The 23196-nt window shown below is 71.0% G+C and carries 17 protein-coding genes; 11 read left to right on the top strand and 6 right to left on the bottom strand.

The annotated features are described in order from the left end of the window. Positions 1 to 36 precede the first annotated feature (36 nt). The 4 genes from AB0I83_RS04815 to AB0I83_RS04800 form a co-directional block, all read right to left on the bottom strand. The gene (locus tag AB0I83_RS04815; protein ID WP_363303611.1) at positions 37 to 912 is read right to left on the bottom strand and encodes a serine hydrolase; all 876 of its coding nucleotides are present in this window, start codon (positions 910 to 912) and stop codon (positions 37 to 39) included. 238 nt (positions 913 to 1150) lie between these two features. Further along, positions 1151 to 2833, bottom strand: coding sequence for a thiamine pyrophosphate-binding protein (locus AB0I83_RS04810; RefSeq protein ID WP_363303610.1), 1683 nt, complete (start codon positions 2831 to 2833; stop codon positions 1151 to 1153). Further along, a complete protein-coding gene (gene speB, locus AB0I83_RS04805) occupies positions 2830 to 3798 on the bottom strand; it encodes an agmatinase (RefSeq protein ID WP_356533829.1) in 969 nt (322 codons plus the stop codon). The genes AB0I83_RS04810 and speB overlap by 4 nt, the downstream gene beginning before the upstream one ends. A 102-nt stretch (positions 3799 to 3900) precedes the next feature. Continuing rightward, positions 3901 to 5364: a sodium:solute symporter gene (locus AB0I83_RS04800; RefSeq protein ID WP_363303609.1), complete on the bottom strand. Its 1464-nt coding sequence runs from the start codon at positions 5362 to 5364 to the stop codon at positions 3901 to 3903. A 133-nt stretch (positions 5365 to 5497) separates the two neighbouring features. Between AB0I83_RS04800 and AB0I83_RS04795 the strand changes: the two genes are divergently transcribed. From AB0I83_RS04795 to AB0I83_RS04745, 11 genes are all read left to right on the top strand, one after another. Then, positions 5498 to 7006: a PucR family transcriptional regulator gene (locus AB0I83_RS04795; protein ID WP_363303608.1), complete on the top strand. Its 1509-nt coding sequence runs from the start codon at positions 5498 to 5500 to the stop codon at positions 7004 to 7006. Positions 7007 to 7112: 106 nt separating this feature from the next. Further along, positions 7113 to 7439, top strand: a complete 327-nt coding sequence (locus AB0I83_RS04790) for a hypothetical protein (RefSeq protein ID WP_363303607.1) — start codon at positions 7113 to 7115, stop codon at positions 7437 to 7439. Positions 7440 to 7530: 91 nt separating this feature from the next. Next, positions 7531 to 8871, top strand: coding sequence for a type VII secretion integral membrane protein EccD (eccD, locus tag AB0I83_RS04785; RefSeq protein ID WP_363303796.1), 1341 nt, complete (start codon positions 7531 to 7533; stop codon positions 8869 to 8871). A 48-nt stretch (positions 8872 to 8919) separates the two neighbouring features. Further along, complete coding sequence (locus AB0I83_RS04780) at positions 8920 to 10074, top strand: MinD/ParA family protein (protein ID WP_363303606.1); 1155 nt, start codon at positions 8920 to 8922, stop codon at positions 10072 to 10074. Positions 10075 to 10151: 77 nt separating this feature from the next. Then, positions 10152 to 14126: a type VII secretion protein EccCa gene (gene eccCa, locus AB0I83_RS04775; RefSeq protein ID WP_363303605.1), complete on the top strand. Its 3975-nt coding sequence runs from the start codon at positions 10152 to 10154 to the stop codon at positions 14124 to 14126. Between the two features lie 43 nt (positions 14127 to 14169). Continuing rightward, positions 14170 to 15588 carry a DUF6177 family protein gene (locus AB0I83_RS04770; protein ID WP_363303604.1) on the top strand — a complete coding sequence of 473 codons (1419 nt, stop codon included), beginning with the start codon at positions 14170 to 14172 and terminating at the stop codon, positions 15586 to 15588. A gap of 120 nt (positions 15589 to 15708) precedes the next feature. Further along, a complete protein-coding gene (locus AB0I83_RS04765) occupies positions 15709 to 16044 on the top strand; it encodes a hypothetical protein (RefSeq protein ID WP_322985134.1) in 336 nt (111 codons plus the stop codon). Positions 16045 to 16108: 64 nt separating this feature from the next. Next, the gene (locus AB0I83_RS04760) at positions 16109 to 16420 is read left to right on the top strand and encodes a pore-forming ESAT-6 family protein (RefSeq protein ID WP_322985133.1); all 312 of its coding nucleotides are present in this window, start codon (positions 16109 to 16111) and stop codon (positions 16418 to 16420) included. A 95-nt stretch (positions 16421 to 16515) separates the two neighbouring features. After that, positions 16516 to 16944 (top strand): DUF6507 family protein, encoded by a 429-nt coding sequence (locus AB0I83_RS04755; protein WP_322985132.1) that lies wholly within the window; start codon positions 16516 to 16518, stop codon positions 16942 to 16944. Continuing rightward, on the top strand, positions 16941 to 19661 hold the full coding sequence (locus tag AB0I83_RS04750) for a hypothetical protein (RefSeq protein WP_363303603.1): 2721 nt from the start codon (positions 16941 to 16943) through the stop codon (positions 19659 to 19661). The genes AB0I83_RS04755 and AB0I83_RS04750 overlap by 4 nt, the downstream gene beginning before the upstream one ends. A gap of 81 nt (positions 19662 to 19742) precedes the next feature. Continuing rightward, on the top strand, positions 19743 to 20540 hold the full coding sequence (locus AB0I83_RS04745) for an immunity 49 family protein (protein ID WP_363303602.1): 798 nt from the start codon (positions 19743 to 19745) through the stop codon (positions 20538 to 20540). Positions 20541 to 20790: 250 nt separating this feature from the next. On the opposite strand, the gene AB0I83_RS04740 is transcribed toward AB0I83_RS04745, so the two are convergent. Both AB0I83_RS04740 and AB0I83_RS04735 read right to left on the bottom strand, forming a co-directional pair. Next, positions 20791 to 21918 carry a tetratricopeptide repeat protein gene (locus tag AB0I83_RS04740; protein WP_363303601.1) on the bottom strand — a complete coding sequence of 376 codons (1128 nt, stop codon included), beginning with the start codon at positions 21916 to 21918 and terminating at the stop codon, positions 20791 to 20793. After that, positions 21915 to 23168, bottom strand: coding sequence for an ATP-binding protein (locus AB0I83_RS04735; RefSeq protein WP_363303600.1), 1254 nt, complete (start codon positions 23166 to 23168; stop codon positions 21915 to 21917). The genes AB0I83_RS04740 and AB0I83_RS04735 overlap by 4 nt, the downstream gene beginning before the upstream one ends. Positions 23169 to 23196 lie beyond the last annotated feature (28 nt).

The raw sequence follows: 23196 nt of genomic DNA, 5'->3' as shown, positions 1-23196 counted from the left end.
TAGGACCGGGTACGCCGACCGGGCAGGGAGCCGGGATCAGCCGTGCGTGGGGCGGGCGGGCCCGATGTCCTTGTGGACGGCCTCGGAGACGGCCTGGATGGTGTCGACGCCGTCCTCCATCGTCTTGTTGTCCTGCGTCAGCACGGTGATCACGTAGTCGTGGCCCTCACCGCTGAACGCCCCGACACTGTGCACCCGCCAGCCGTGCGTGGACCGCTCCAGCCAGCCGTTCTTGAGCTGGACCGTCGCGTCGCCCGGGGCGCCGGCCGGAACGCCCCAGCGCTGTTCCGGCACGACCTCGCGCATCCGCTCCAGGACGAAGGACCGCGAGCTGTCGTCGAGGACCTTGTTCCTGGCCGTGACCAGGGTCAGCAGACGCTGTTCGTCGTGGGCGGTGATCTGCGTCAGCCCCCATGCGCCCCCGGGGTCCAGCGCCGTACGGGTCATGCCCGCCGCCTTGATGAACCCCTTGACCTTCGCGGGGCCGAGCCAGTCCCACAGCTCGGTGGTCGCGTCGTTGTCGGACTTGGTGATCATGGCCGTGGCGAGCTCACCCTCGCGCGCGGTGATCGGCCGGTCCGTCCGCTGCGCGTCCCAGAGCAGTGCGGACAGGACCGTGACCTTGACGACGCTCGCCGAGTCCACGTGCTGGGTGGGCCGAAGCGCGCAGCTCGTACGTGTGCGGTGGTCCCGCACCGCCAGAGCGGTGGTGGACTTGTGCCCCTTGAGGGCCGCGGTGATGTCCCTGGTCAGCTTCGCGGCGAGCCCCGGCCGGTCCGAGACGCAGGAGACGGCAGGGGACGGGGCCGCGGTGGCGGGCGACGCCGCCAGGGCCGCGGGGGCGAGAACGCAGCCGATCAGGGCGGTTCGGCACGCCAGGCGCGCGTACCGGGAGATTCGCTGGTCAGTCATGCCGTCCTCCGCACCGTCTCGCTGGTTCGCCCCGACGGAGCACCCGGACATGATGCATGGAAACGGACAACTCGCCTATGGCCTGGAGCACAGCGGGGCAGCCTCCCCGGCACCGGCCGCGCCACGCCTGACCTCCGGGCCGGGCGCGGTGACCGACGCCACGCCGTCGCCCTCGCCCGGTCCGGGCGGGAAGCCGGTCCTGGCCGGAAGCCGGTCCGGACCCGGCGAGGGGCGAGGCTCAGAGGTGCGTCGGCTCGAACATCCTCAGCAGCGCCGGGAGCACCACCACCGACGGGCCGGGTGCCGCGAGGGCCTTGCCGAGGTCGGTGGCCAGGGACTCCGGCGTCGTGAGGACCGCGGGCACGCCGAAGGACTCGGCGAGGGCGACGAAGTCCGGGCGGGAGAGCTCGGTCGCCGTGGCCTCGCCGAAGGCGCCCGTCATGTACTCCCGCAGGATGCCGTACCCCCCGTCGTCGACGATCAGCCAGGTGACGGGCAGGTCGTACTGCCGGACGGTGGCGAGCTCGGCGATCGAGTACATCGCGCCGCCGTCACCCGAGACCGCGAGCACAGGCCTGGTCCGGTCGGCCGCCGCGGCGCCGATGGCGGCGGGGAAGCCGTAGCCGAGACCGCCGGCGCCCTGCGCCGAGTGCATCGTGTTCGGGTGGCGGGCGTCGAAGGCGGACCAGGCCCAGTAGGCGAGGATCGTCATGTCCCAGAAACTGGGCGAGGTGTCGGGCAGCGCCTCGCGGACGGAGGCGAGCACCTGCCGCTCCAGCGTGAGGTCCTGCGCCGCGATGCGGTCGCCGATCTTCCCGAGCAGCTCACGGACGCGCTCCGCCGCGCCCTCGTCCTCGCGTGGCTCCACCGCGTCCAGGAGGTCGGCGAGGGCCTCGCGGGCGTCGGCGTGGATGCCGAGCGCGGGGTGGTTGGACTCCAGCTTCCCGGCGTCGGCCTCGATCTGCACGACCCGGCCGCGCGGGGCGAACGTGTGGTAGTTCGAGGAGAGCTCGCCGAGCCCGGACCCGACGACCAGCAGCACGTCCGCGGACTCCAGGAAGTCCGTGGTGTAGCGGTCCTCCAGCCAGGACTGGAGCGAGAGCGGGTGCTCCCAGGGGAAGGCGCCCTTGCCGCCGAAGGTGGTGACGACCGGGGCGTCGATCTTCTCCGCGAGCGCGAGCAGCTTGCCCGCCGCGTCCGACCGCACGACTCCGCCGCCCGCGATGATCGCCGGACGTTCGGCGTTCGACAGCAGGTGAGCGGCCACCAGGGTGAGCTCGGGGCGCGGGTACAGCTCTCGCGGGGTGGCGTCGAGGGCGCTGACGACCGGCAGGAGCGTCTCGGCGAGCAGCACGTCCTGCGGGATCTCGACCCAGACCGGCCCGTGCGGGGCGGTCAGCGCGGACTCCCAGGCGGCGGCGATCGCGGACGGGATCTGCGACGCCGTGCGCACGGTGTGCACGGACTTCACGACGCCGCGGAAGGATGCCTGCTGGTCGCGGAGTTCGTGCAGGTATCCGTGGCGTCCGCCGCCGAGCCCGGCCGTGGGGATCTGGCTGGAGATCGCCAGCACGGGCGCCGAGGCCGCGGCCGCCTCCTGGAGCGCGGCCAGGGAGGTCAGCGCGCCGGGGCCGGTGGAGAGCAGCAGCGGGGCCACCTCGCCGGTGATCCGGCCGTAGGCGTCGGCGGCGAAGCCCGCGTTGTTCTCGACGCGCAGTCCGACGTACGAGAGCGAGGAGCGGCGCAGCGCGTCGAACATGCCGAGGGCGTGCTGTCCGGGCAGCCCGAAGACGGTGGTGGCGCCGAGCCCCTGGAGGGTCTCGACGACCAGGTCGCCGCCGTTGCGCCCTGCCGGGGGCCTCAGGGCCGCCTCGGCCTGCGCGGCGGTGAGCTGCGGTCGGTCGTCGTGGTCGTGACTCACTTGGTGCGGCCTTCCGCGATCTGGCGGGACATGATCGTCGTCAGCTCGTACGCCGTGTGGGAGGCGGCGACGGACGTGATCTCGGCGTGGTCGTAGGCCGGGGCGACCTCGACCAGGTCGGCGGAGACGAGGTGGCAGGAGGACAGCCCGCGCAGGATCTCCAGGAGTTCGCGCGAGGTCAGGCCGCCCGCCTCCGGGGTGCCGGTACCGGGGGCGTGCGCCGGGTCGAGCACGTCGATGTCGATGGAGATGTAGAGCGGCCGGTCGCCGATGCGCTGCCGCAGCTGGTCGGCGATCTCGTCGACGCCGCGCCGCATGACGTCGGCGGAGGTCACGATGCCGAAGCCCATCCTGGCGTCGTCGGTGAGGTCCTTCTTGCCGTACAGCGGCCCGCGGGTTCCGACGTGGGACAGCGCCTCGGTGTCGAGGATGCCCTCCTCGACGGCCCGGCGGAACGGGGTGCCGTGGGTGTACTCCGCGCCGAAGTAGGTGTCCCAGGTGTCCAGGTGGGCGTCGAAGTGGAGCAGGGCGACGGGGCCGTGCTTCTTCGCGACCGAACGCAGCAGCGGCAGCGCGATGGTGTGGTCACCGCCGAGCGTCATCAGCCGGGCACCGGTGGAGAGCAGACCGTCGGCCGCCGCCTCGACGGTCTCGACGGCCTCGTTGATGTTGAAGGGGTTCGCCGCGATGTCACCCGCGTCGGCGACCTGGGCGAGGGCGAAGGGCGAGGCGTCCTGCGCGGGGTTGTACGGGCGCAGGAGGCGCGAGGCCTCGCGGATGGCGTTGCCGCCGAAGCGGGCGCCGGGGCGGTAGGAGACGCCGCTGTCGAAAGGCACGCCGACCACGGCGACGTCGGCGGTGCCGACCTCGTCGAGCCGCGGCAGCCGGGCGAACGTCGCGGGTCCGGCGTACCGCGGGACGCGGGAGGAATCGACGGGGCCGCGCGGCGCTTCGTTGCTGCTCATGGGTGCGGGTGCCTTTCGTTGGGCTGTGCACGCCTTGTGGGCGTTCATACGGTATTCGGTCTACCAGGGGGCCGGCTTCCACCGGCCCCCCGATGGCCGGGATCAGACGGTGACCGGGTCCGGGGTGGCCGGTTCCTCGGCGCCCCGGCCGGCCAGGCGTTCGCGCCAGGCGGTCAGCACGGCCGCGTCGGTGGGCTTCGTCGCCAGCGAGACGACGACGTACACGGCGAGCGAGGCGAGCAGCCCGTAGTAGACCGGTTCGTTGGCGAGGATGCCGTATCCCGCCATCAGCCCGATCACCGCCGTACCGCCGACCGCCACGGCGGCCAGGGCGCCCGCCGCCGTACCGCGGCGCCAGAGCAGGCCGCCGAGGATCGGCACCAGCAGCCCGCCGACCAGCAGGTTGTAGGCGACGGTCAGCGCCTCGACGACGTTGTTGAGCGCGATGGCGATCACGATGACGGCCACGCCCATGATGAGGATGAAGGCCCGGTTGCCCCTGACCTCGTCCCGTTCCCCGCCGTCCTTGGACGCGACCGCCCCCCGCAGCCGCGACCAGATGTCGTTGTTCGCCACGGTCGCACAGGCGATCAGCGCGCCCGAGGAGGTGGACATCACCGCGGCGAGCGCGGCGGCCAGCACCAGTCCGCGTACGCCGACGGGGAGTTCGTCCTTCACGATCGTCGCGAAGGCCGCGTCCGCGCTGGGCAGCTTCGGGTACATCACCTTGGCCGCCGTACCGATGACGGCGCCCGCTATCGCGTACACCAGGCAGTAGGTGCCGGCGACGGTGCCGCCCCAGCGCGCGGTCCGGTCGCCGCGGGCGGTGAACACGCGCTGCCAGATGTCCTGGCCGATGAGCATGCCGAAGGTGTAGATCAGGACGTAGGTGAAGATCGTCTCGCCGCCGATGCCCAGCGGGTCGAAGTACTCCGTCGGCAGCTTCGCCTTCATCTCGCTGAAGCCGCCCGCCTTGACGACGGCGATCGGCAGGAGCAGGAGCAGGACGCCGATGGTCTTGACGACGAACTGCACCATGTCGGTGATCGTGATCGACCACATGCCGCCGAGCGTCGAGTACGCGACGACGATGGTGCCGCCGAGGATGATCGCGACGGTCCGGTTGATGTCGAACAGGACGTCGAAGATGGTGGCGTAGGCGATGGTCGAGGTGACCGCGAGCATCAGGGTGTACGCCCACATGACGACACCGGAGATGAGCCCGGCCCGGCCGCCGTAGCGCAGGTCCAGCATCTCGGAGACGGTGTAGACCTTCAGCCGGGCTATGCGCGCGGAGAAGAAGACGGACAGGGCGAGCAGCCCGAGGCCGATCGCGAAGACCATCCAGGCGCCGGAGAGGCCGTACTGGTAGCCGAGGCCCACGCCGCCGATCGTCGAGGCGCCGCCGAGGACGATCGCGGCCATGGTGCCGGAGTACATCCAGGGGCCGAGCCTCCGTCCGGCGACCAGGAACTCGCTCTTGGACTTGGCGCGGCGCATGCCCCACCAGCCCATGGCGAGCATGCCGACCAGATAGACCACGATCACCGCGTAGTCGACAGCCATGGGCTTTCCTCCGTCTCGGTTCCACTGGGGGCGGGGGTGCTTCGGGGTGGTCAGGAAGACGCTAGGTGGCCGAAAGCCGCCGCTGAAGTGTACGTTTCCTCCATCCTTGACCCATTGAGTGGATGGACCGTCCATGCCGGACTCCCCCGCCGGGCCCCCCGCCCCTCCGATCCCGCTGGCCGAACTGCTGGCCCGGGAGGAGCTGGGCCTGCGCCGGATCGCCGGCCCGGTCCACGCGGACCTGCTGTGGGTGCACACCTCGGAGATGGCCGACCCGTACCCGTACCTGCTCGGCGGGGAGCTGCTGCTGACCGCCGGGGTCCAGCTCACCGACGCGGACACCTATGTGGCCCGGCTGGTCCAGGCAGGGGCGGCGGCACTGGGTTTCGGGGTGGCGCCGGTGTACGACACGGTGCCCGACGCACTGGTGGAGGCGTGCGACCGGCACGGCCTGCCGCTGGTAGAGGTGCCCCCCGAGACCCGCTTCACCACGATCGCCCGGGCCGTGTGGCGGCTGATGGCCGAGGCGCGGCACCGCGAACTGCGCCGGGTGACCCGGGCCCAGCAGGCCCTCGCCACGGCGGCGGCCCGCCCGGACCCGGTACCCGCCGTGCTCCGGCAGCTGGCCGTACAGCTGGAGGGCCGGGTCGCGCTGCTCACGGCCGAGGGCGCCGAACTGCACGCGGCGGGCGTGCGGCCGGCACCGGACGTGTCGGCGGCGCTGGCCCGGCTGGCCCGGGTGGTGGCCCCGCCCGCACCCCCTGGAGGCACTCCCGCTCCGGGCGCGGCCCGGGGCTCCGCCCCGGTTGCCGCGGCGGGCCGTAAGCCGAGCCCCTCGTCGGCGACCGACACCCGGGACGGCACCCAGCTGTCGGCGTACCCACTGGGCGGATCGCAGGGCCTGGCCCTCGTCCTGGCGACGCCCCGGCGCGACTCCGGCGACCACACCGTCGCGGGGATCGCGGCCGTCCTGCTCTCCCTGCTCACCGCCCCGCACCAGGGGGCCGACGCGGCGGGCCGTTCGGCGGCGCTCGTACGGCTGCTGCTGGGCGCTCAACCCGCCGAGGTGGCCCCGCTGCTGGGCGAGGCCGACAACTGGACGGTGGTCCACGCCCGCCGCGCCGACGGCACCGCGGCCGACCCGCTGACCGCGGGGGCCCTGGGCGCGGCCCTGGGTTCGGCCCTGTCGGACGTGGACCGCGAGACGGTACGCGTCCTGCTCCCCGGCCACCGCGAGGTGAGCCCGCAGCCCGGCTGGACCCTCGGCGCCTCCGAACCCGCCCAAGCCGGCGCCCTGCCCGCCGCCGACACCCGGGCGGCCCGCGCCCTGGGCCACGCCGAGGCGACCCGCACCCCACTGGTCACGCACCGCCCCGGCATCGGCGGCCTGGCCGGCCTGATCCCGGCCGACCGCGCCGAGGCCCACGCCCGCACACTGCTGGCGCCGCTGACCGAGCCCTTGGCCGAAACCCTGCGCTGCTGGCTGAGCCTCCACGGCAGCTGGGACCGCACGGCGGTCGCCCTCAAGGTCCACCGCAACACGGTCCGGCAGCGCATCGCCCGGTGCGGGACGCTGCTGGACGCGGACCTGGACGACATGGACGTACGGACGGAGTTGTGGTTCGCGCTGCGGCAGGGATGACCGGATTCCGGCCGCCGGAGGGGGTCGAACGGATTCCTCACCCGTCTGTGCCATAGGTTCGAAGCGACCGACTGACGCGACGAACGACCGGGGCGACGGACTACCGATGGCACGGGATTACGACAGCCAGCTGCTGGAGTCGGTGGGCGTACGCCGACGCAGGATGCGCGACGCGTTGCTGTTCGGCGCGCAACGCGCACGGCGCACGGCGGACGAGCGGCTCGGAAAGGTGTTCGCGGGAATCGCCATCGCCGCCGTACTGTGCGCGGGCTGCGTCGGATGGTCCTTCCTCCAGCACACGTTGGAGAAGCAGAAGGCCGAGCAGGAGAAGCAGCAGCGCCGGACACAGCAGTACGACCACGCCGGCCAATTCGCGGACGTAGGAGTTCCGGTGAAATCCCCGAGTGAACACAGGGGGATTCAACCGACATGAGAACAGAAACGGCCAACGCCGTACGTGCCCGATCGGCGCCGGAAGATCGCAAAATCGTGATGATAGGTTCCCGCAAGTGGTGAGCACAGCAATGACCTCCCGGACGGAACTGAGCCGGGTGACCCTGGTCGGCGAACGGCGCCGGGCCGACATCGTCCTGCCCTCCGACACACCGATCGGTCAGTTGCTGCCGGACATCCTGCAGTTGCTCGACGACCGGGTGGCTTCGCGGCCGCTGACGCGGCAGTTGATGACATCCGACGGCTCCGCGCTGCCGCAGGACAGCACACTCGCGTCCGCCGGGATCGCCGACGGCGCGGTACTTCGACTCGTGCGGACCCACGCCGCACCGCCCGCTCCCGTGGTGCACGACGTCACCGATCAGGTGGCAGACGACCTGGGGGTGCAGGCGTGGCGCTGGCGCCCCGCGGCACGCCGGGCCGCTGCGGGCCTGGCGACGGTCGCCTTCGCGGTGATCGCCGCACTGCTCGCCCGCCGTGAGTTCCCGCTCGACGCCCTGGCCGGCGCCCTGTCGGCCGTCACCCTCGTGCTGCTGGCGGCCGGTGCGGTCGCCTCGAAGGCAGGACAGGGCAACCGCGGCCTGGCGACCGCGCTCCTGCTCCTCTCCGGCGTACTCGGCGTCCTCACCGCGTGGACCGCCGCCGACGCGTACGACTGGCCGGGGACCGCGCGCCTCGCGGCTGTCGCGGGCGCCCTGGTCCTCACGTCGGTACTGCTCGGCTACTTCTCGCCGCTGGGCCGCGGGGGGCTCATCGGCGGCGCGGCCACGGCCGCGCTGACCGTCGTGTGGGAGGGCGCCGCCGCCGTACAGGGTGACCCCGCCCGGCTGGGCGCGGTCATGGCGATCTTCTCCGTGGTGCTGCTCGGTGTGCTGCCACGGCTCGCGCTGATGGCGTCGGGGCTCACCGCACTCGACGACCGCCGCTCGGTCGGTGTGTCCGTCAGCCGGTACGCGGTGGGTGACGCGCTCGCGGCCACCCACCGAGGTCTGGCGCTGGCCACCTTGGCGACCGCCGCCTCGGCGTCCGCCGCCGGCTGGCTGATCACGCAGGCCGGGAAACCGACGGCCTGGACGGTGGTGCTGGCCTCGCTCGTGGCCGTGGTCCTCCTGTCGAGGGCACGGGCGTTCCCTCTGATCGCGGAGGTGGTGGCGCTCCTCACTGCCGCGGCCGTCCTCGTCGTGCGTCTGGTGATGCTGTGGATGCAGCACTCCGGGGGCGCGGGTCCGATCATCCTGCTGTGCGTGGCGGCGCTACTGCCGCTGCTGGTTCTGGCGGTGGAGCCGCCGGAGCACGTCCGGGTCCGGCTGCGCCGCACCGCCGATCTGGTCGAGTCCGTCGGCATGGTGGCGCTCTTCCCTCTCGCCGTCGGTGCGTTCGGCGTGTTCGGGCAGCTGCTCAACAAGTTCTGAGTCAACGCGGGCGTCCCGGGGGACGGCGCCGCGGAGGAGGGGGCAGTCATGCCGAACGCGGACAACTGGCAGGGCGATGTGCTGCGCGACCTGAGAGGCTCCGCCCAGCCGGGCGGGCAGGCGGCCGGGGATCCGCCCCGCGGTCCGGGCGGCGGCGCCACCGTGCCGGGCCAGGGCCTTCCCGCACCCGCCGCCCCGGTTGAGTCCGAGGCTCCCGGGCGCCCGGGAGGCCGGGGCCGGGAACAGCAGTCCTACGTTCCGGGTTCAAGGCCTCCCCGCAACACCCCTGACTCCCGGCCCGTGGTGAGCGACGGTCTGGCCGCTGCGGCTCGTGGACCACGCCACGGGGAGCCGGTCGCGTCCCGTGCCGTGCGCGCCGTGCGCCGAATCATTTCCTCCTCGGCGGCGCGCGAGGTCGCCGAGATCACCCGTGCCGCCGAGCTGCTCCAGCAGCCGGTGACGACCGGCCGGCAGATCGCCGTCACCTCGATCCGGGGCGGCGCGGGCAAGTCGACCGTCGTCGCGCTCCTCGGCACCACGTACGCGCACTACCGGCGGGACCCGGTCCTACTCGTCGAGGCCGATCCCGCGCTCGGCTCGCTGCCGCTGCGGCTCGGCGCGGAGAGCCTGCGCTGGACCACCGGCGACGTCGCGGACATCGTCGAACCGCAGATGTCCCTGCTCGACGTCACCGGCTACCTCGTCCAGCTCCCCGACAACGCCTGGCTGCTGCCCGGCAGTCAGGGCCGGATCGGCGCGATGCTGGACACCAGGGCCTACGAGCGGGTCATGGTCTCCCTGCGCCGCTACTTCGGTGTGACGGTCGTCGACTGCGAGACCCTGCCGGCCGAGGTCGCCCGGGTCGCGCTGTCCGCCTCCCAGGCCCGGGTCCTGGCCGCCCCGGCCACGCTGGAAGGCGTGACGAGCACGTACAACGTGCTCGAGTGGATGCGGGGACTGCCTCCGTACGTCATAGAGGGCACGGTCGTCGTGCTCACCGAACAGGCACCCCGGGCCGGCATCGACCTCGACAAGGCCGCACACGAGCTCAGGTCCACCGGAGCGAGCGTCCAGGTCCTCCCGTACGACCGGCATCTGGCCGCCGGCGGCGCCATCCACACCGCACTGCTGGCCCGTCCGACGCGGCTGGCCGCCACACGTCTGGCCGCGGACGTCTTCCAGCTCTCCCAGCGGCGTCGCTGATTCCCTACCGCGCCGACCCCGACCGTGACGGACGAAGAGTGCCGACGACGAGTGACGACGATGAGTGACGGACGACGATGAGCACCCGACTGATACACCGCCCGGCCAGGACCACCAGGCCACCGGCCGCTTCCCCCGCACGCACCATCGAGGCGCCTCCCAACCTTCCCGAGGGGAAGGCGGGAAACATCGCGATGTCGCTGCTGCCGGTCGCCGGGGTCATGTCGTCCGTCGTGATGATGACGGTCGTGCGCAACAGCCAGTTCGCCGCGCTGGGCGCGATCATCCTGGTCGTCACGGTCATCGGCTCCGTCGCACTCCTCTTCTCCCAGCGCGGGAAGGCGCAGCGCACCCGCCGCACCCAGCGCGAGGCCTACCTCACCTACGTCGAGGACCTCCGCGAGGAGCTCTCCGCCGAGGAACGCGCGCGGCGGGCACGCGCCGACGTCCTCAACCCACCGCCCCACGCCCTGTACGACATCGTGCGCGATCCCGCACGCCTCTGGGAACGGCGCCGCGTCGACGGCGACTTCCTGCGCGTGCGCGTCGGCACCGGCGAGATGCCGGTACGCGACCTGAAGATCGGCGACCAGGGCTCGTCGGCACTGACGCCGCCCGACCTCTTCATGCTCAACGAGGCGTCCGCGCTGATGACCCGGTTCCGCACCGGCACGGAACTCCCGCTCACCGTGCCGCTCGACCGGGTCGGCAACATCAGCGTCATCGGCCCCCTCGAGGACTGCCTGCGCGTCGTACGCGCCCTGTTCGTGCAGGCCGCAGCGGCACACGCGCCCGACGACGTGGCGATGGCACTGGCCGTGCCGGGCGACCGGGTCGCCGACTGGGACTGGGCGAAGTGGCTGCCGCACCTGCTGGACACGGAACAGTTCGACGGCCCGGTCGCCGCCCGCCGCATCGCCCCCTCCCTGCCCCAGCTCGCCAGGCAGCTCGGTCCCGAGCTGCGACGCCGCGCCTCCTACGCCGCCGAGGTACGCCGTGGTCTGGCCGGCAAGGACGCCCTGTCCATGACCTCCCGGCTGCTCGTCGTCGCCGACGGACACGGCGAGGACGCCGTAGACCTGCCGCGGCCCGATGACGCCGTGGGCCTGAGCGAGATGGGCGTCACGGTCCTGCACCTGCTCGAACAGCGAGTCCACGAGCCAGGACACGTCGGCATCCGGGTCACCGTCGACGGCCCTGACGTACTCATCGAGGACCTGCGCGAGCAGGAACCCGTCAGCGCCCACGGCACCGTGGACGAGGTCGGCATCCCGTTCGCCGAGGGACTGGCCCGGATGCTGGCACCCCTGCGCCTGTCGGCCGAGTCGCTCGTGGACGCTCCCCTGACGGGGGCCGTCGACTTCGCCGGCCTGCTCGGCGTCGACGACGTGGCGCACCTGGACCTGGCACGCCTGTGGGCGCCGCGCGGTGAACGTGCCTTCCTCCGTGTACCCATCGGCATCAGCGACTCCCACCAACCGGTGCTCCTGGATCTGAAGGAGTCCTCGGAGCTCGGCATGGGCCCGCACGGACTGTGCGTCGGCGCCACCGGTTCCGGAAAGTCCGAGCTCCTGCGCGCGCTCGTCCTGGCCCTGGTGATGACGCACCCCCCGGAGGACCTCGCGCTGGTCCTGATCGACTACAAGGGCGGTGCGACGTTCGCACCGTTCGCGAACCTGCCGCACGTCGCCGGCGTCATCACCAACCTGGAGAACCAGGCGGGGCTCGTCGAGCGGGTCCACGCCTCCCTCGCCGGTGAGGTGAAGCGCCGCCAGCAGGCGCTCAAGGACGCGGGCAACGTCGCAGACATCGGGGACTACGCCGCGCTGCGCGCCGAGAGGCGCCCAGACCTGGAGCCGCTGCCGCACCTGTTCGTCGTCATCGACGAGTTCGGCGAACTCCTCACCGCGAAGCCGGACTTCATCGACCTGTTCCTGTCCATCGGCCGCATCGGACGCTCCATCGGCGTACACCTGCTGCTGTCGAGCCAGCGCATCGAGGGCGGCAGGCTCAAAGGCCTGGACACCTACCTCTCCTACCGCCTGGGCCTTCGTACCTTCTCCGCCGACGAGTCGCGCACGGTGCTGGACACCACGGACGCCTTCCACCTGCCGCCGCTGCCCGGCTTCGGTTACCTCAAGGTGGACACCAGCCATTACGAGCGCTTCAAGGCCAGTTACGTCTCGGGCGGCTACCGGGGCCCCGTGCGGGACGCGGACGAGGAGGAGACAGGACCTCTCGCCCTGGAGTACGAGGCGTTCAACACCCTCTCCGCACCGGACGACGCGGGCTCCCGGGAGCCCGCGTCGCGGCGACGCGAGACGGGACCGACCGAGATGGGCGTCGTCGTCGGACAGCTGGAGGGCGCCGCCGGACCGGTGCGGAGCATCTGGCTCTCGCCGCTGCCCGGCGCGATCACCCTGGACAAGGTCGCGGGACCCCTGGACGCCGGGCCGCGCGGTATGCAGCTCGCCAAGCGGCGCGGGCCGCTCCAGGTACCGCTCGGGCTGCTCGACGACCCGACCAGGCAGTGGCAGGGCCGCTGGTACCTGGACCTCACGGTGGCGGGCGGTCACGCCGCCGTCATCGGCGGTCCGCAGTCCGGCAAGACGACGCTCCTGCGGAGTCTGGTCCTCTCCCTCGCGCTGACCCACACCCCGCAGCAGGTCGGTGTCTACGGCCTCGACCTGGTCGGCGGCGGGCTCCAGGCGCTGGCCGGCCTGCCCCATGTGGGCGGTATCGCCGGCCGCGCCGACCGGGAGCGCGCGGGACGCACCGTCGAGGTGGTGCGGAGCATGCTCGGTGCGCGGGAGCAGCTCTTCCGCGACCACGGCATCGACTCCGTCGAGCAACTGCGGTCCCTGCACGCGTCGGGGCGCCTGCCCGAACTGGCCTCCGCGGAGATAGTCCTGGTCGTCGACGGCTTCGGCGCACTGCGTGACGACTTCGAGGAACTGGACGACGCGGTCACCGACATCCTGAAGCGCGGGGGAGGTTACGGCATCCACGTGGTCGCGGGCATGCTCCGCTGGAACGACGTACGCATCGCCACCCAGTCCGCCTTCGGCACCCGCGTCGAGCTGCGGCTGAACGATCCCGGCGAGTCCAGCATCGACCGCAAGCTCTCCGGGACCCTGTCACCCGAGGACCGCGGCCGCGTGCTCACCGACGGCAGACTCTTCGCCCAGGCCTCACTGCCGCGTACCGACGGACTCACCGACACCGCGGACCTGGGCGCGGTCCTGGAACGCACGGCCCGTACGGTCCGTGCCAACTGGAGCGGAGAGGTCGCCCAACCGGTGAGGGTCCTGCCGTCCGTCCTGGAACCGCGTCTCCTGCCGGGTCCGGTGGCCGAGCCGCACCGGGTGCCGATCGGACTGGACCAGACGGCGCTCGCACCCGTACTGCTCGACCTGTTCCACCACGACCAGCACCTGCTCGTCATGGGAGACAGCGAGTGCGGAAAGACGAATCTCCTCAGGAGCGTCGCCCACGGACTCATGGACCGCTACGGCGAGGACGAACTGGTCTTCGCCGTGATGGACCCGAGGCGGAGCCTGCGCGGCGCGATCCCCAAGGAGTTCAACGGCGGGTACGCCTACAACACCAGGCTCTGCGGGGGCCTCGCCGCCGGAATCGCCACCGAGCTGGAGAAGCGTCTGCCCGACGACAGCACACCCCCCGAGGACCTCGAACCCGGCAACTGGGGCACCGGCCCACGGATCGTGGTACTCGTCGACGACTACGACGTACTGACCACCGCCGGCCAGTCACCGCTCGCCCCCTTCATGCCCTACATCCCGTCAGCCGTGGACATCGGTCTGCACTTCGTCCTGACCCGCCGGGTCGCGGGTGCCTCGCGTGGCATGTACGAGCCCCTGGTGCAGGGTCTGCGCGAGTCGGGCGCCTCGGCCGTCCTGATGGACGGTGACCGCAGCGAAGGCCAGCTCTTCCCAGGTGTGTACGCGAGCAGGCAGCCGGCGGGCCGCGGTGTGCTGGTCCGCCGGGGCCAGTCGAACCGCCTGATCCAGACGGTGTACACGCCCGAATGACCCCTGGCGTGCCGATACGAACGACGAAGGACCGGACGACCCCATGACGAAGGACGTCATCGCCCTCACCACCCGCATGCCCGACCCGTGGACCGTGCTCGTGGGGCTGCTCTCCGGCGGTCCCGACAAGCTGGTGGACACCCACGGCGACGGTGCCGTCGTGCAGCTCTGCGACTCGGAGGGCCGTCCGCTGGTCGCCGTCGAGGCCTCGCTGCTCGTCCAGGTCGCCGGCGAGGCGGAACGGCTGCTCGGGGCCACCTCGCCGCCCGTCCCGTTCTGGTGGACGGAGGCCCGGGCCACCACCGGGGTCGCGGAGGCCGAACTGCTCGCGGGCACGTTCGCCGCCCGGCTCGCGCACCTGGCCGGTGGTTCCGCCTGGCCTCCGGAGGCCGCCCGCTCGCTCGCCGTGGTGGCCACCGAGGGTGTAAGCGTCGCGCCCACCCCGGCCTCCGCGGTTCCCGCCGTCGACGTACTCACGGAGAAGGTCGCCGTCGTCATCCAGGACCGTCCGGTGGTCGCCCTGACGGCGTGGCTCTCGGACGCCTACCAGGCAGCCGCCGAGGCCGGTCTCGGACTCCAGGTCGTCACACCGCCCGGGACGACACTCTCCCCCGCCGTACGCCACCTCCTGGCCACATGGCCGTCCCGCTGGGTCGTCCAGGACGAACGGGACGGCTACTACGACGGGCTGTCGGGAGCCGTGCTGCGCTGGCAGGACGGCCTCTTCGCGCCGGTCGGGGCCCCCGGGTCGACCCCCGAGGACACGCAGAACCTGGTCGCCGCGTCGTACGGAGAGGTGTCGGACACCGGCGAACGCCAGCTGGCCCTGACGTTCCGCTCGGTCCACCCCGCGAACGACGGGCTGGTGCTCGGCGGCGGCCTGGAGGCGGTGTGGCGCGAGCTCACCGGTGCGCCCCCGGCGGGCTGGGGGACGGCGGAACCCGCGAACCTCCCCTGGTCACCGCAGCGCTTCACCGACCTCGCCTTCGAGCGGTCCCCCCGGCCGACCTGGGCCGTGGTCGTCGGCAGCCCGGAGCGCCCCGGGCTCGCCACCGTGCGCGTCACCCGCACGACGGCGGGTGTGGAGGAGGAGGTGACACTGGCCTTCGGTTACGGAGCCGACGAGGAAGTGCCGCTGGACGCGCTGCCCGGGGTCGCCGAGGTGCTCGCCACCCGGCACCGGCTCCAGTCGATGCTCGTACAACTCCGCAAAGCGCGCCGCGATCTCGCGGTGCCGCCGCGCTTCGAAGGTCCCGGCGTCCCGCTGGCCTTCGTGCTCGGCACCGAGGAGGTCCGGGCGCTGCCGGGCGACCGCGCCCGGCGTACTCCCCTGGCAGCGGCACCTGTTCAGCTCGGTCCCAGGGCACGTCCGGCGCTGTACTACCCCATGCCGGGCGACCCGTCGGACCTGTCGGGCTGGCAGGACCTCGAACGGCTGACGCGGCATCTCAAGGGGACCTGACGCGGCCTGCCGGACTGTCATGGGACGGTCACAGTGACCTGATTGCTGATTGCATCAGCGATGTCCGGGTTGATAGACATGGGCATTCGTACGGTTGTTCAGTCTGGCGGGGGGAACCTGATGAAGTTCGATATGGGGGCATCGGTTCTGTCGAACCTGATGTCGCGTTCCACGGAGTCGAGCACGGACCTGGGCACGCTGATCAATCATCTGATCCAGGCGGCGCAGCCGCTGGAGGGCAAGTTCAACGGTGCCGGCAAGGTGGCGTTCGACTCGTTCAAGTCGCGTTCGGACGAGATCACCGCGGCGCTGAACGGATCGCTGTCCGCGCTGCTCGGTGGCCAGTCGGGGATGGACGCGGCGTTCGGCGAGGGCGACCAGGAGCAGGGCGAGAACGCCAAGTCGCACATGGCGGCGGCGAACTTCGACGCGGCCCGCTTCTCCGGTCGCGGCTGACCGTCCCGCTCTTCTCTCTTCTGCACGGCTGGCTCGGATCTCATTCCACGGGGAGTAATCGACTATGGCCACGGACAGTGACCGCCGTTCGTACGACACGGGCGCGTCCACGGAGGCGCAGGGCAACATCCAGGCGGTCATCGCCCGCCTGGAGCAGGTGATCGCGGCGCGTGACGCCCAGGTGAAGGCGGCGATGGCCGACTTCGCCGCCGACGGGGTCGCGGACGAGTACCACGGCAAGGAACTGCGCTGGAACAGCACCTCGAACGAGGTCAGGAACATCATCCGGCTGTTGAAGACGACGCTGGAGAAGAACGACGGCACCGCGCAGCAGACGCTCTCGCGCGCGAAGGCCGCGGTCGACAACATCGGCTGATCCACTGCGCACCCGTACCTGGAGGAACGTTCCTCCGGGTGGTCGGGGCAGTGGCACGTGCGGTGGGAAACGGGTACGGGGGGGGTGGGGCGGTCATGACGGCGTGGGACATCAAGCCGCAGGGAGTCCAGGGCCAGTTGCAGGTCACCGGCACACACGCGGGTGACCTGGAGAAGGCCCTGACGGCTCTGGTCACGACGATGTCGGAGGCGGCGACGGCTGCGGGGACGGCCGTCCCCGGCACGGAGGCCTCGTTGCCGGTGCAGGGTCCGGTGCCGGTGGGAGCCGCCCCGCTGTCGACGCCCACGCTCGGGCCGGTGGCTTCGGCGCTGAGCCAGTACATGGAAATGCGCCAGGGCTACCTGAAGTCGATGGCGGAACGCATCCAGGCCGCCGTACTGGGGGCGGCGAAAGCCACCAACGAGTACGTGGCGGGCGACCTGGACGCGGCGAAGCACGCCCAGGACGCCGCAAAGGCCGTGCGGCTGGACCTGCTGAAGGACGCTCCCGGGGGGCACAAGTGAGCAACGACCAGCCGATCCCCCTGGAGGGCATCCCGGTCTTCACCGGAAACCTGGCGACCCTGGACGTGAAGGTCACCGAGCTGACCTCGGCCGGGACGACCATCGCGACGACCACCGGTGACGTCCACAGCAGTTTCGGCGGTCTCCAGGCCTTCTACCAGGCCCCCGAGGCGGAACAGCTGTTCGCGACGACGAAACCGGTCGCGGACAGCGGGAAGACGCTGCAGTCCGACCTCAAGACCATCGCAGGCGCCCTGAGCACGTACTCGGACGAGGTCCATCCCCTGGTCGAGAAGCTCAAGGAGATCAAAAGGGACGCCGGCGCGTTCCTCGTGAAGGTCAACGCCGATGACAAGTGGCGCGAGGACGGCGACCTGATCGAAGAGAACAACCACCGCCGCGACGAGATCGCCGAGACCCTGGCAGCGTTCCAGGACGCCGAGATCGCCTGCTACAACAAGATCGTCGCCCTGGTCTGCCTCCTGCCCCTGAAGAAGAGCGACGGCTCCGACGGCACGCACCAGTACGGCTACGACGCCGAGACCCTCAAGCAGGCAGAAGGGCTGCCCTGGGGTGATCCACTCGTCGAGTCCACCCCGGGCTGGCAGGTGTGGGAGCACGCCTGGGACTTCACCAAGGGCTTCTTCGTCGACGGGGTCTGGGGCACGGTCAAGGGCCTGGGCACCCTGGTGGGCTTCGACGGCTTCGACGCGGCCGGCCAGGCGTGGAAGGGACTGGCCCAGCTCGGTACCGGCCTCGTGCTGACCGTCGCCGCGGGACCCGCCTACTGGACGGCGAAGGACGAGGACCTCCCCTCCTGGCTCCGTGAGTCCCGCACGGCGATGAAGGAGACCGGCAAGGCGCTGATCGCCTACGACCAGTGGGGCGAGAACCCCTCCCGGGCAGCCGGCGCGGTCACCTTCAACGTCGTCACCACCGTCTTCACCGGCGGCACCGGAGGCGCGGTCGCCGGCGGCGGCAAGGCGGCCCTCGCCGCCAAGGCCCTGTCCACGGCGGGCAAGGTGAGCCGGTTCGTGGACCCGATGACGTACGTCTTCAAGGGCGCGGGCTTCGGCCTGACGAAGATCGGCGACGCCATGACCGGCCTCAAGGGCCTGGGCGCCGTCGAGATCCCGCCACTCCCGGACAACGTCTTCACCCTTCCGGAGGGCGCCGTACGCCTGGCCGACGGAACGGTCGACCTCCCGGCGGGCGCGGCGATCCCGGAGGGAGCGGTCCGGCTCGCGGACGGCACCGTGAGACTCCCGGAGGGAGTGATCGCCCTCCCAGAAGGCACGGTCAAGAACCCCTTTGACGAGGGCGCGGCGTACGCGGACCGCGAGGGCAACCTCTACGACGAGAACGGCAACGTCGTCCAACGCGCGGAGGACGCCCGCAAGGAAGCCGGCAAGGCCGACGCGGACACGGAAACCCCGGACCACGCACGGGTGGAAACCCCGGCCCGGCAGCCTGTGTTGGTCGGCGCAGGGGGACGGGTGGGCGACGACCTGGGCGATGTCCGCCGGGCCGAGGGCGTTCCGCCTGGAAACGGGGCTGCGGACCGCGCCCCCAGCGGCCGTATCCCGGACCACATGCCCACGAACAACCTGGACAGCACCCACCGCAGCGGCGGCCACGCCGAAGGCCCGTCGGGTACCGGCCACGGCGACACCCCTTCCGGTACTGGCAGCCACGTGGATGGCCCCGAGGGTGGTGGCCACCATGAGCCCCCGCCTACGGGCGGCGGCACCCACCTCCCGCAGGCTCCGGGGGCAGGCAGCCTGGACGCCGCGGCGCACGGCGCGGATGATGCAGCCCAAACGCACCCCTCAGGCGACCGACAACTGACCGCTGAGGAGATCAAGGTCAAGCAGGACGAGTTTGTCCGGCTGGCGAACAGCCCTGACAAGTCCTGGTTCGATCTGTACTACCGGTCGGACGGTCATCGCCTTAGCGTCCGCGCCAAGATCGACGGGGTCGAGCTGCCCATTCTGGCGAAGGACAGCAACGGATCCTGGATTTCTAAGCACGACCTGCCTTCGGCACCGTCTGAGAGCAGGTTCGGCCGTGACCCGCTGACCCGCGGGACCACCCCGGTCGACCAGATCGACCATCTCGACGATGTCGCGAAGGACCGCAAGGTCTCCGTGGACCTGTCCAACGCCGAGCGGGCGCACAAGATCGCACCGACCGAGCAAACGTTGGCGGAAGTGCAGCGTACTCGGCAACAGTTCATTGATCACTTCGACGATCAGACGTCCAACAACAGCAGCTATTCGGAGCGGCTGGGGGAGGACGCCGCGCGACTGCACGTGGTGTCCGAACGGTTCAAGGGTGCGGTGGAGCAGCCGCTTCCGAAGACACCGAACGGCGCCAACATGTTCGACCAGCTGTACCGGCGGCCGAATGGCAAGCTCGTGATCATCGAGGCGAAGGCACCAGGTTCGGGACTCATCTGGCGCAGGGGCAAGGGTGCCGCCGCAGACCTGATGGTGCAGCAGGGCACCAGGCACTACCTGGAGACCATCCTCGCCGAAATGGAAGCCCGCCCTTTGCTTTCAGTGACCGACGGGGCAGGGAAAGTCTGGACTAATGCCGAACTGGTGGCCGAGCTGAGACCGGCACTTGAGAGCGGAAACTTGGAGTATGCGATGGTGAAGGCCGCCGAGGGCAAGGGCTCGTACGCCGGCGCGGTCCTCGAATACTTCAAAATCTGAACTTGACAGGGGAGATCAGTGGTCACGAGCGTGTCCCGACAGAGCTATCCGACGGCTGCGATGGAGACAGTCCTTCCTGTCATGGAGAAATCCCTGGCCAGTTCGCTGCAAACCATCGAGACCTCACACGGCACCAGGAGCGCGTCGCTGACGACATCCTTGAACGTGGCGCGCATCCGCTGCATCGGCGACCCGGACGCGGTGATGGTGGAGACCTGGGAGTCCTGGCTGTTGACTATGCAGGTGCACTCGGCAGTCTTCGCCGCCGCGTCCACCGATCAGGATACGGTGACCTGCAAGATCCGCCAGACGGAACGAGAGCTCACCGCTACCGGCCCACAGCTCTACCTCAATGCGGGGACGTGGATCAACGCGTTCTGCCTGGCGCTGATCTGCCGGGAGACAGCCCGTCTCGACATGCTGGCGCGAGTGCCCATGTCGCTGCTGCGTGACTGCGGTGGCGTGTTGGACGAGTACGTCTACTCCTGGGTGGCTACTCTTCAGAGCTTCTGGCTGCGGCGGGACGATGTCAGCCAGCACCTGGTGAAGGCGGTGGACCTGAGCGCTCCGGAGGCAGCTCGCATCCTCGACACCGAGACCATGGGTAAGCTGAAGTACCCCCCGATCATGATGTTCTATCGCTACCTGCATAACGACGCGGAGGGCTTCAACCAGGCCCTGAACGACGCTCTGCGCTGGCACAAGGCGTACTGGACGGCCAACGAGGACCGCACCCAGAATATCGAAGGCGTCGTGGCCATCGCTCCGCTGGCTGTGGCGTGCCTCGCAAAGGCCGAAGGCATTCCGATCGAGGTCAAGTCCGGCTATCTGCCGGATGCACTGCTGGACTTCGCCTGGCGCGGCGAATTTGACGCCTAGTCCGCGGGCAGTAGCGCCGTAGACGCGATCGTTCCCCGTTCCACAGGGGGCGGAAGCAGGGTGCCGTCGTGCTCCAGGCGGGCGCCCAGAAACCTGTCTATGAGCTCGAGGCCGCCCCCTGCCGACTTTGCCGTACCAGCACACCAGACCCAGCGGCCCAGTGGACATCGAACTTCCCGGCATGAGCTTCCTGGATGCACCGCCTCCAGCGGCATAGGGAGTACCGGATCCAGGAATGCCGGCGCTGGGCTCAGCCGGTCTTCCTCCGGTCGAACCACATCGTCGCCACCGTCGGCACGATGCCGGCCCAGAACAGCACGAGCGGGAGCGTGCGTTGCGTCCAGGGGATCTGGGTGATCAGCAGCGCACAGAGCATGGCCCACGCCGCCTGGCCCAGGACGATGCGGGGCCAGGTACGGCGCCGGATGAGCGAGAGTAGGTTGACCTGGATACCGGCGCGCAGGCGGCGATACCGCAGCAGGGCTCCCAGGCCCCAGATGGCGGCCATGGTGACGAGGTCCCAAAGCCGCTGACCGAGCACCAGCGGCAGCTCCCGCTGGGTCTCCCCGTCCGTGGCGAACAGGTCGATGCCTGTGGCGGCAAGGCCCAGGCAGAGCAGGGCCAGCCAGCGGACGCCGCGCAGCAGGCGGTAGGAGGCCTCGTCCAGGCCGCCCTGCATCAGCGTCGAGCCAGGGGCGGAGGACAGCGCGTCGGCGTACAGGGTGGCCGCCTCAGTCGCCTTGACGCCGGGGGCCGTCGCCGCCTTCTTCGCCTTCCGGGTCAGGGCCTCCTCGTGCTGCGGGTCGATCCGGAGGATTGCCCCCTCCCATATGTCGGCGGCAGCCCGGTCGCCCGCCATGTCGGCGATCAGCAACGCCACTTCGTAGGCGTACACCTCCTCGGGGCCCAACCGGATGGCCTCCCGGACGAGTTCGTCGGACTCCCGCAGGCCGGCCGTCATGTCCTCGCGCCGGACCGTGCCGCCGTTGGCCTGTCCGGAGGTGATCATCCTGATGCGCCACAGCCAGTTGGCGAGCAGCGCATGACCGTGCCAGTGGTCAGGGTCCAGGCGGATCACCTCGCGCAGCACACCTTCGGTCTCCGGGAAGCGGCCCGACGCCCGCAGGGCGTGGGCGCGAATGGTAAGGGCCCCGATGTCCTCGGCATCCAGGGCCAGCGCCCGGTCGGTGGCTTCCAGCGCCTTCGCGCCCTCCTCCTTGTCTCCGAAGAGGTGGCTGCGGGCAAGCTTGACCCAGGCCCGGACGTCCTCGGGATCCTCCGCGAGCCGCCCGGCCAGCAGCTCCCTGGCCTCCTCGTACCGCTTGAGGTCGATGAGCAGGTCGGCCCGCTCCACGGTGGGGTGCAGGGTCGCGGTCACAGCTTGCGCCTCTTCTTCAGATATGCCACCAGGTCGTCGTACATGCCGCCCTCGTTGGCGAACATCGCCACGTTGCGCGCGGAGGCGAACCACGGTTCGGCGGATGGTACGGCGTCGTGCGCGGCGGCCAGCAGGTCCTTCATGCCGATCATCCGCACGGTACCGGTGCGCGCCGAGTCCAGCAGTGCCCGCTCGGCCGCGGCCTCGCAGACATGGGCCAGGTCCGCGCCGGACAGTCCGTCGGTGATCTTGGCCAGCTTGCCCAGGTCGATGTTCTCGATGGGCCTGTCCCGCAGGTGGTGACGGAGGATCGCCTCCCGGGCGGGCCGGTCGGGCGGCAGGACGAGGATCGTCCGGTCCAGGCGGCCGGGACGGCGCAGAGCGTTGTCCACGTCCCAGGGCACGTTGGTGGCGGCCAGTACGAACACGCCCTCGTTCGCTGCCGAGTCGATGCCGTCCAGCTCGCTGAGCAGTTGGTTGACCGTGTTACGCATGCCGCTGTGCGCGGTGCGGCTGCGCTTGGCGCCGAGGGAGTCCAGTTCGTCCAGGAAGACGACGCAGGGCGCCTGGCGGCGGGCGGTCTCGAAGATCTCGTGCATGTTGCGCTCGGAGTTGCCGATCCACATGTCGAGGACGTCGTTGACGGACACGGACAGGAACGCGGCGCCGAGTTCACCGGCCACCGCCCGCGCGACGAACGTCTTGCCGCAGCCGGGCGGCCCGTACAGCAACAGCCCGCCGCGGAGGCTCTTGCCGTACAGCTTGCGCAGCTCGGGGTTGCGCAGTGGGGCGAGGAAGGCAGCCTCCAGACGGTCCTTGACGTCCTGCATGCCGCCGACATCGGCCAGCCGCAGGGAACCGGGCTCCTCCACGTCCCACGCCTCGGCATCTGCGGAGTCGTCCTGTCCGTCCGCGCGGACCGGCGTCTCGGCGAACCGCGGCGGCACGGCGTCCCCGACCTGTTCTGCGGCGGCCTTCCAGTCGAACCCGGTGCGCAGGCGCGAGGGTTGCTCCGACTGCGGAGATTGCTCCGGCGACAGGGGCTCCGCGCCCATCGCCCGGGCCATCAGGGCCCGGGCTTGGGTGTCACCCGGTGCGTGCTGCAGGGCTACGGCTGCTTCGGCGACGGCGTCATCGAAGCGTTCCGCCTCCAGCAGGAGCTGGGCCAGATGCAGCCGCAGGGGTACATCGGCGGGAGCGGCGGCAACCGCGGCACGCAGGCTTTGTATGAGAGGGGAGGCGTCCGGCATGATCCTCAGACTAACGCCGCCGTAAGAC

Source organism: Streptomyces sp. NPDC049970 (assembly GCF_040660235.1).
Classification (GTDB): domain Bacteria; phylum Actinomycetota; class Actinomycetes; order Streptomycetales; family Streptomycetaceae; genus Streptomyces.
The sequence above is the reverse complement of the archived record's forward strand: the minus strand, read 5'-3'. Positions and strand labels throughout refer to the sequence as shown.

Excerpts from the sequence above, each read along its gene's own strand:
- AB0I83_RS04815 (WP_363303611.1), bottom strand. The coding sequence starts at position 912 with ATGACTGACCAGCGAATCTCCCGGTACGCGCGCCTGGCGTGCCGAACC.
- speB (WP_356533829.1), bottom strand. The coding sequence starts at position 3,798 with ATGAGCAGCAACGAAGCGCCGCGCGGCCCCGTCGATTCCTCCCGCGTC.
- AB0I83_RS04800 (WP_363303609.1), bottom strand. The coding sequence starts at position 5,364 with ATGGCTGTCGACTACGCGGTGATCGTGGTCTATCTGGTCGGCATGCTC.
- AB0I83_RS04795 (WP_363303608.1), top strand. The coding sequence starts at position 5,498 with ATGCCGGACTCCCCCGCCGGGCCCCCCGCCCCTCCGATCCCGCTGGCC.
- AB0I83_RS04790 (WP_363303607.1), top strand. The coding sequence starts at position 7,113 with ATGGCACGGGATTACGACAGCCAGCTGCTGGAGTCGGTGGGCGTACGC.
- eccD (WP_363303796.1), top strand. The coding sequence starts at position 7,531 with ATGACCTCCCGGACGGAACTGAGCCGGGTGACCCTGGTCGGCGAACGG.
- AB0I83_RS04780 (WP_363303606.1), top strand. The coding sequence starts at position 8,920 with ATGCCGAACGCGGACAACTGGCAGGGCGATGTGCTGCGCGACCTGAGA.
- eccCa (WP_363303605.1), top strand. The coding sequence starts at position 10,152 with ATGAGCACCCGACTGATACACCGCCCGGCCAGGACCACCAGGCCACCG.
- AB0I83_RS04770 (WP_363303604.1), top strand. The coding sequence starts at position 14,170 with ATGACGAAGGACGTCATCGCCCTCACCACCCGCATGCCCGACCCGTGG.
- AB0I83_RS04765 (WP_322985134.1), top strand. The coding sequence starts at position 15,709 with ATGAAGTTCGATATGGGGGCATCGGTTCTGTCGAACCTGATGTCGCGT.
- AB0I83_RS04760 (WP_322985133.1), top strand. The coding sequence starts at position 16,109 with ATGGCCACGGACAGTGACCGCCGTTCGTACGACACGGGCGCGTCCACG.
- AB0I83_RS04755 (WP_322985132.1), top strand. The coding sequence starts at position 16,516 with ATGACGGCGTGGGACATCAAGCCGCAGGGAGTCCAGGGCCAGTTGCAG.
- AB0I83_RS04745 (WP_363303602.1), top strand. The coding sequence starts at position 19,743 with ATGGAGAAATCCCTGGCCAGTTCGCTGCAAACCATCGAGACCTCACAC.
- AB0I83_RS04735 (WP_363303600.1), bottom strand. The coding sequence starts at position 23,168 with ATGCCGGACGCCTCCCCTCTCATACAAAGCCTGCGTGCCGCGGTTGCC.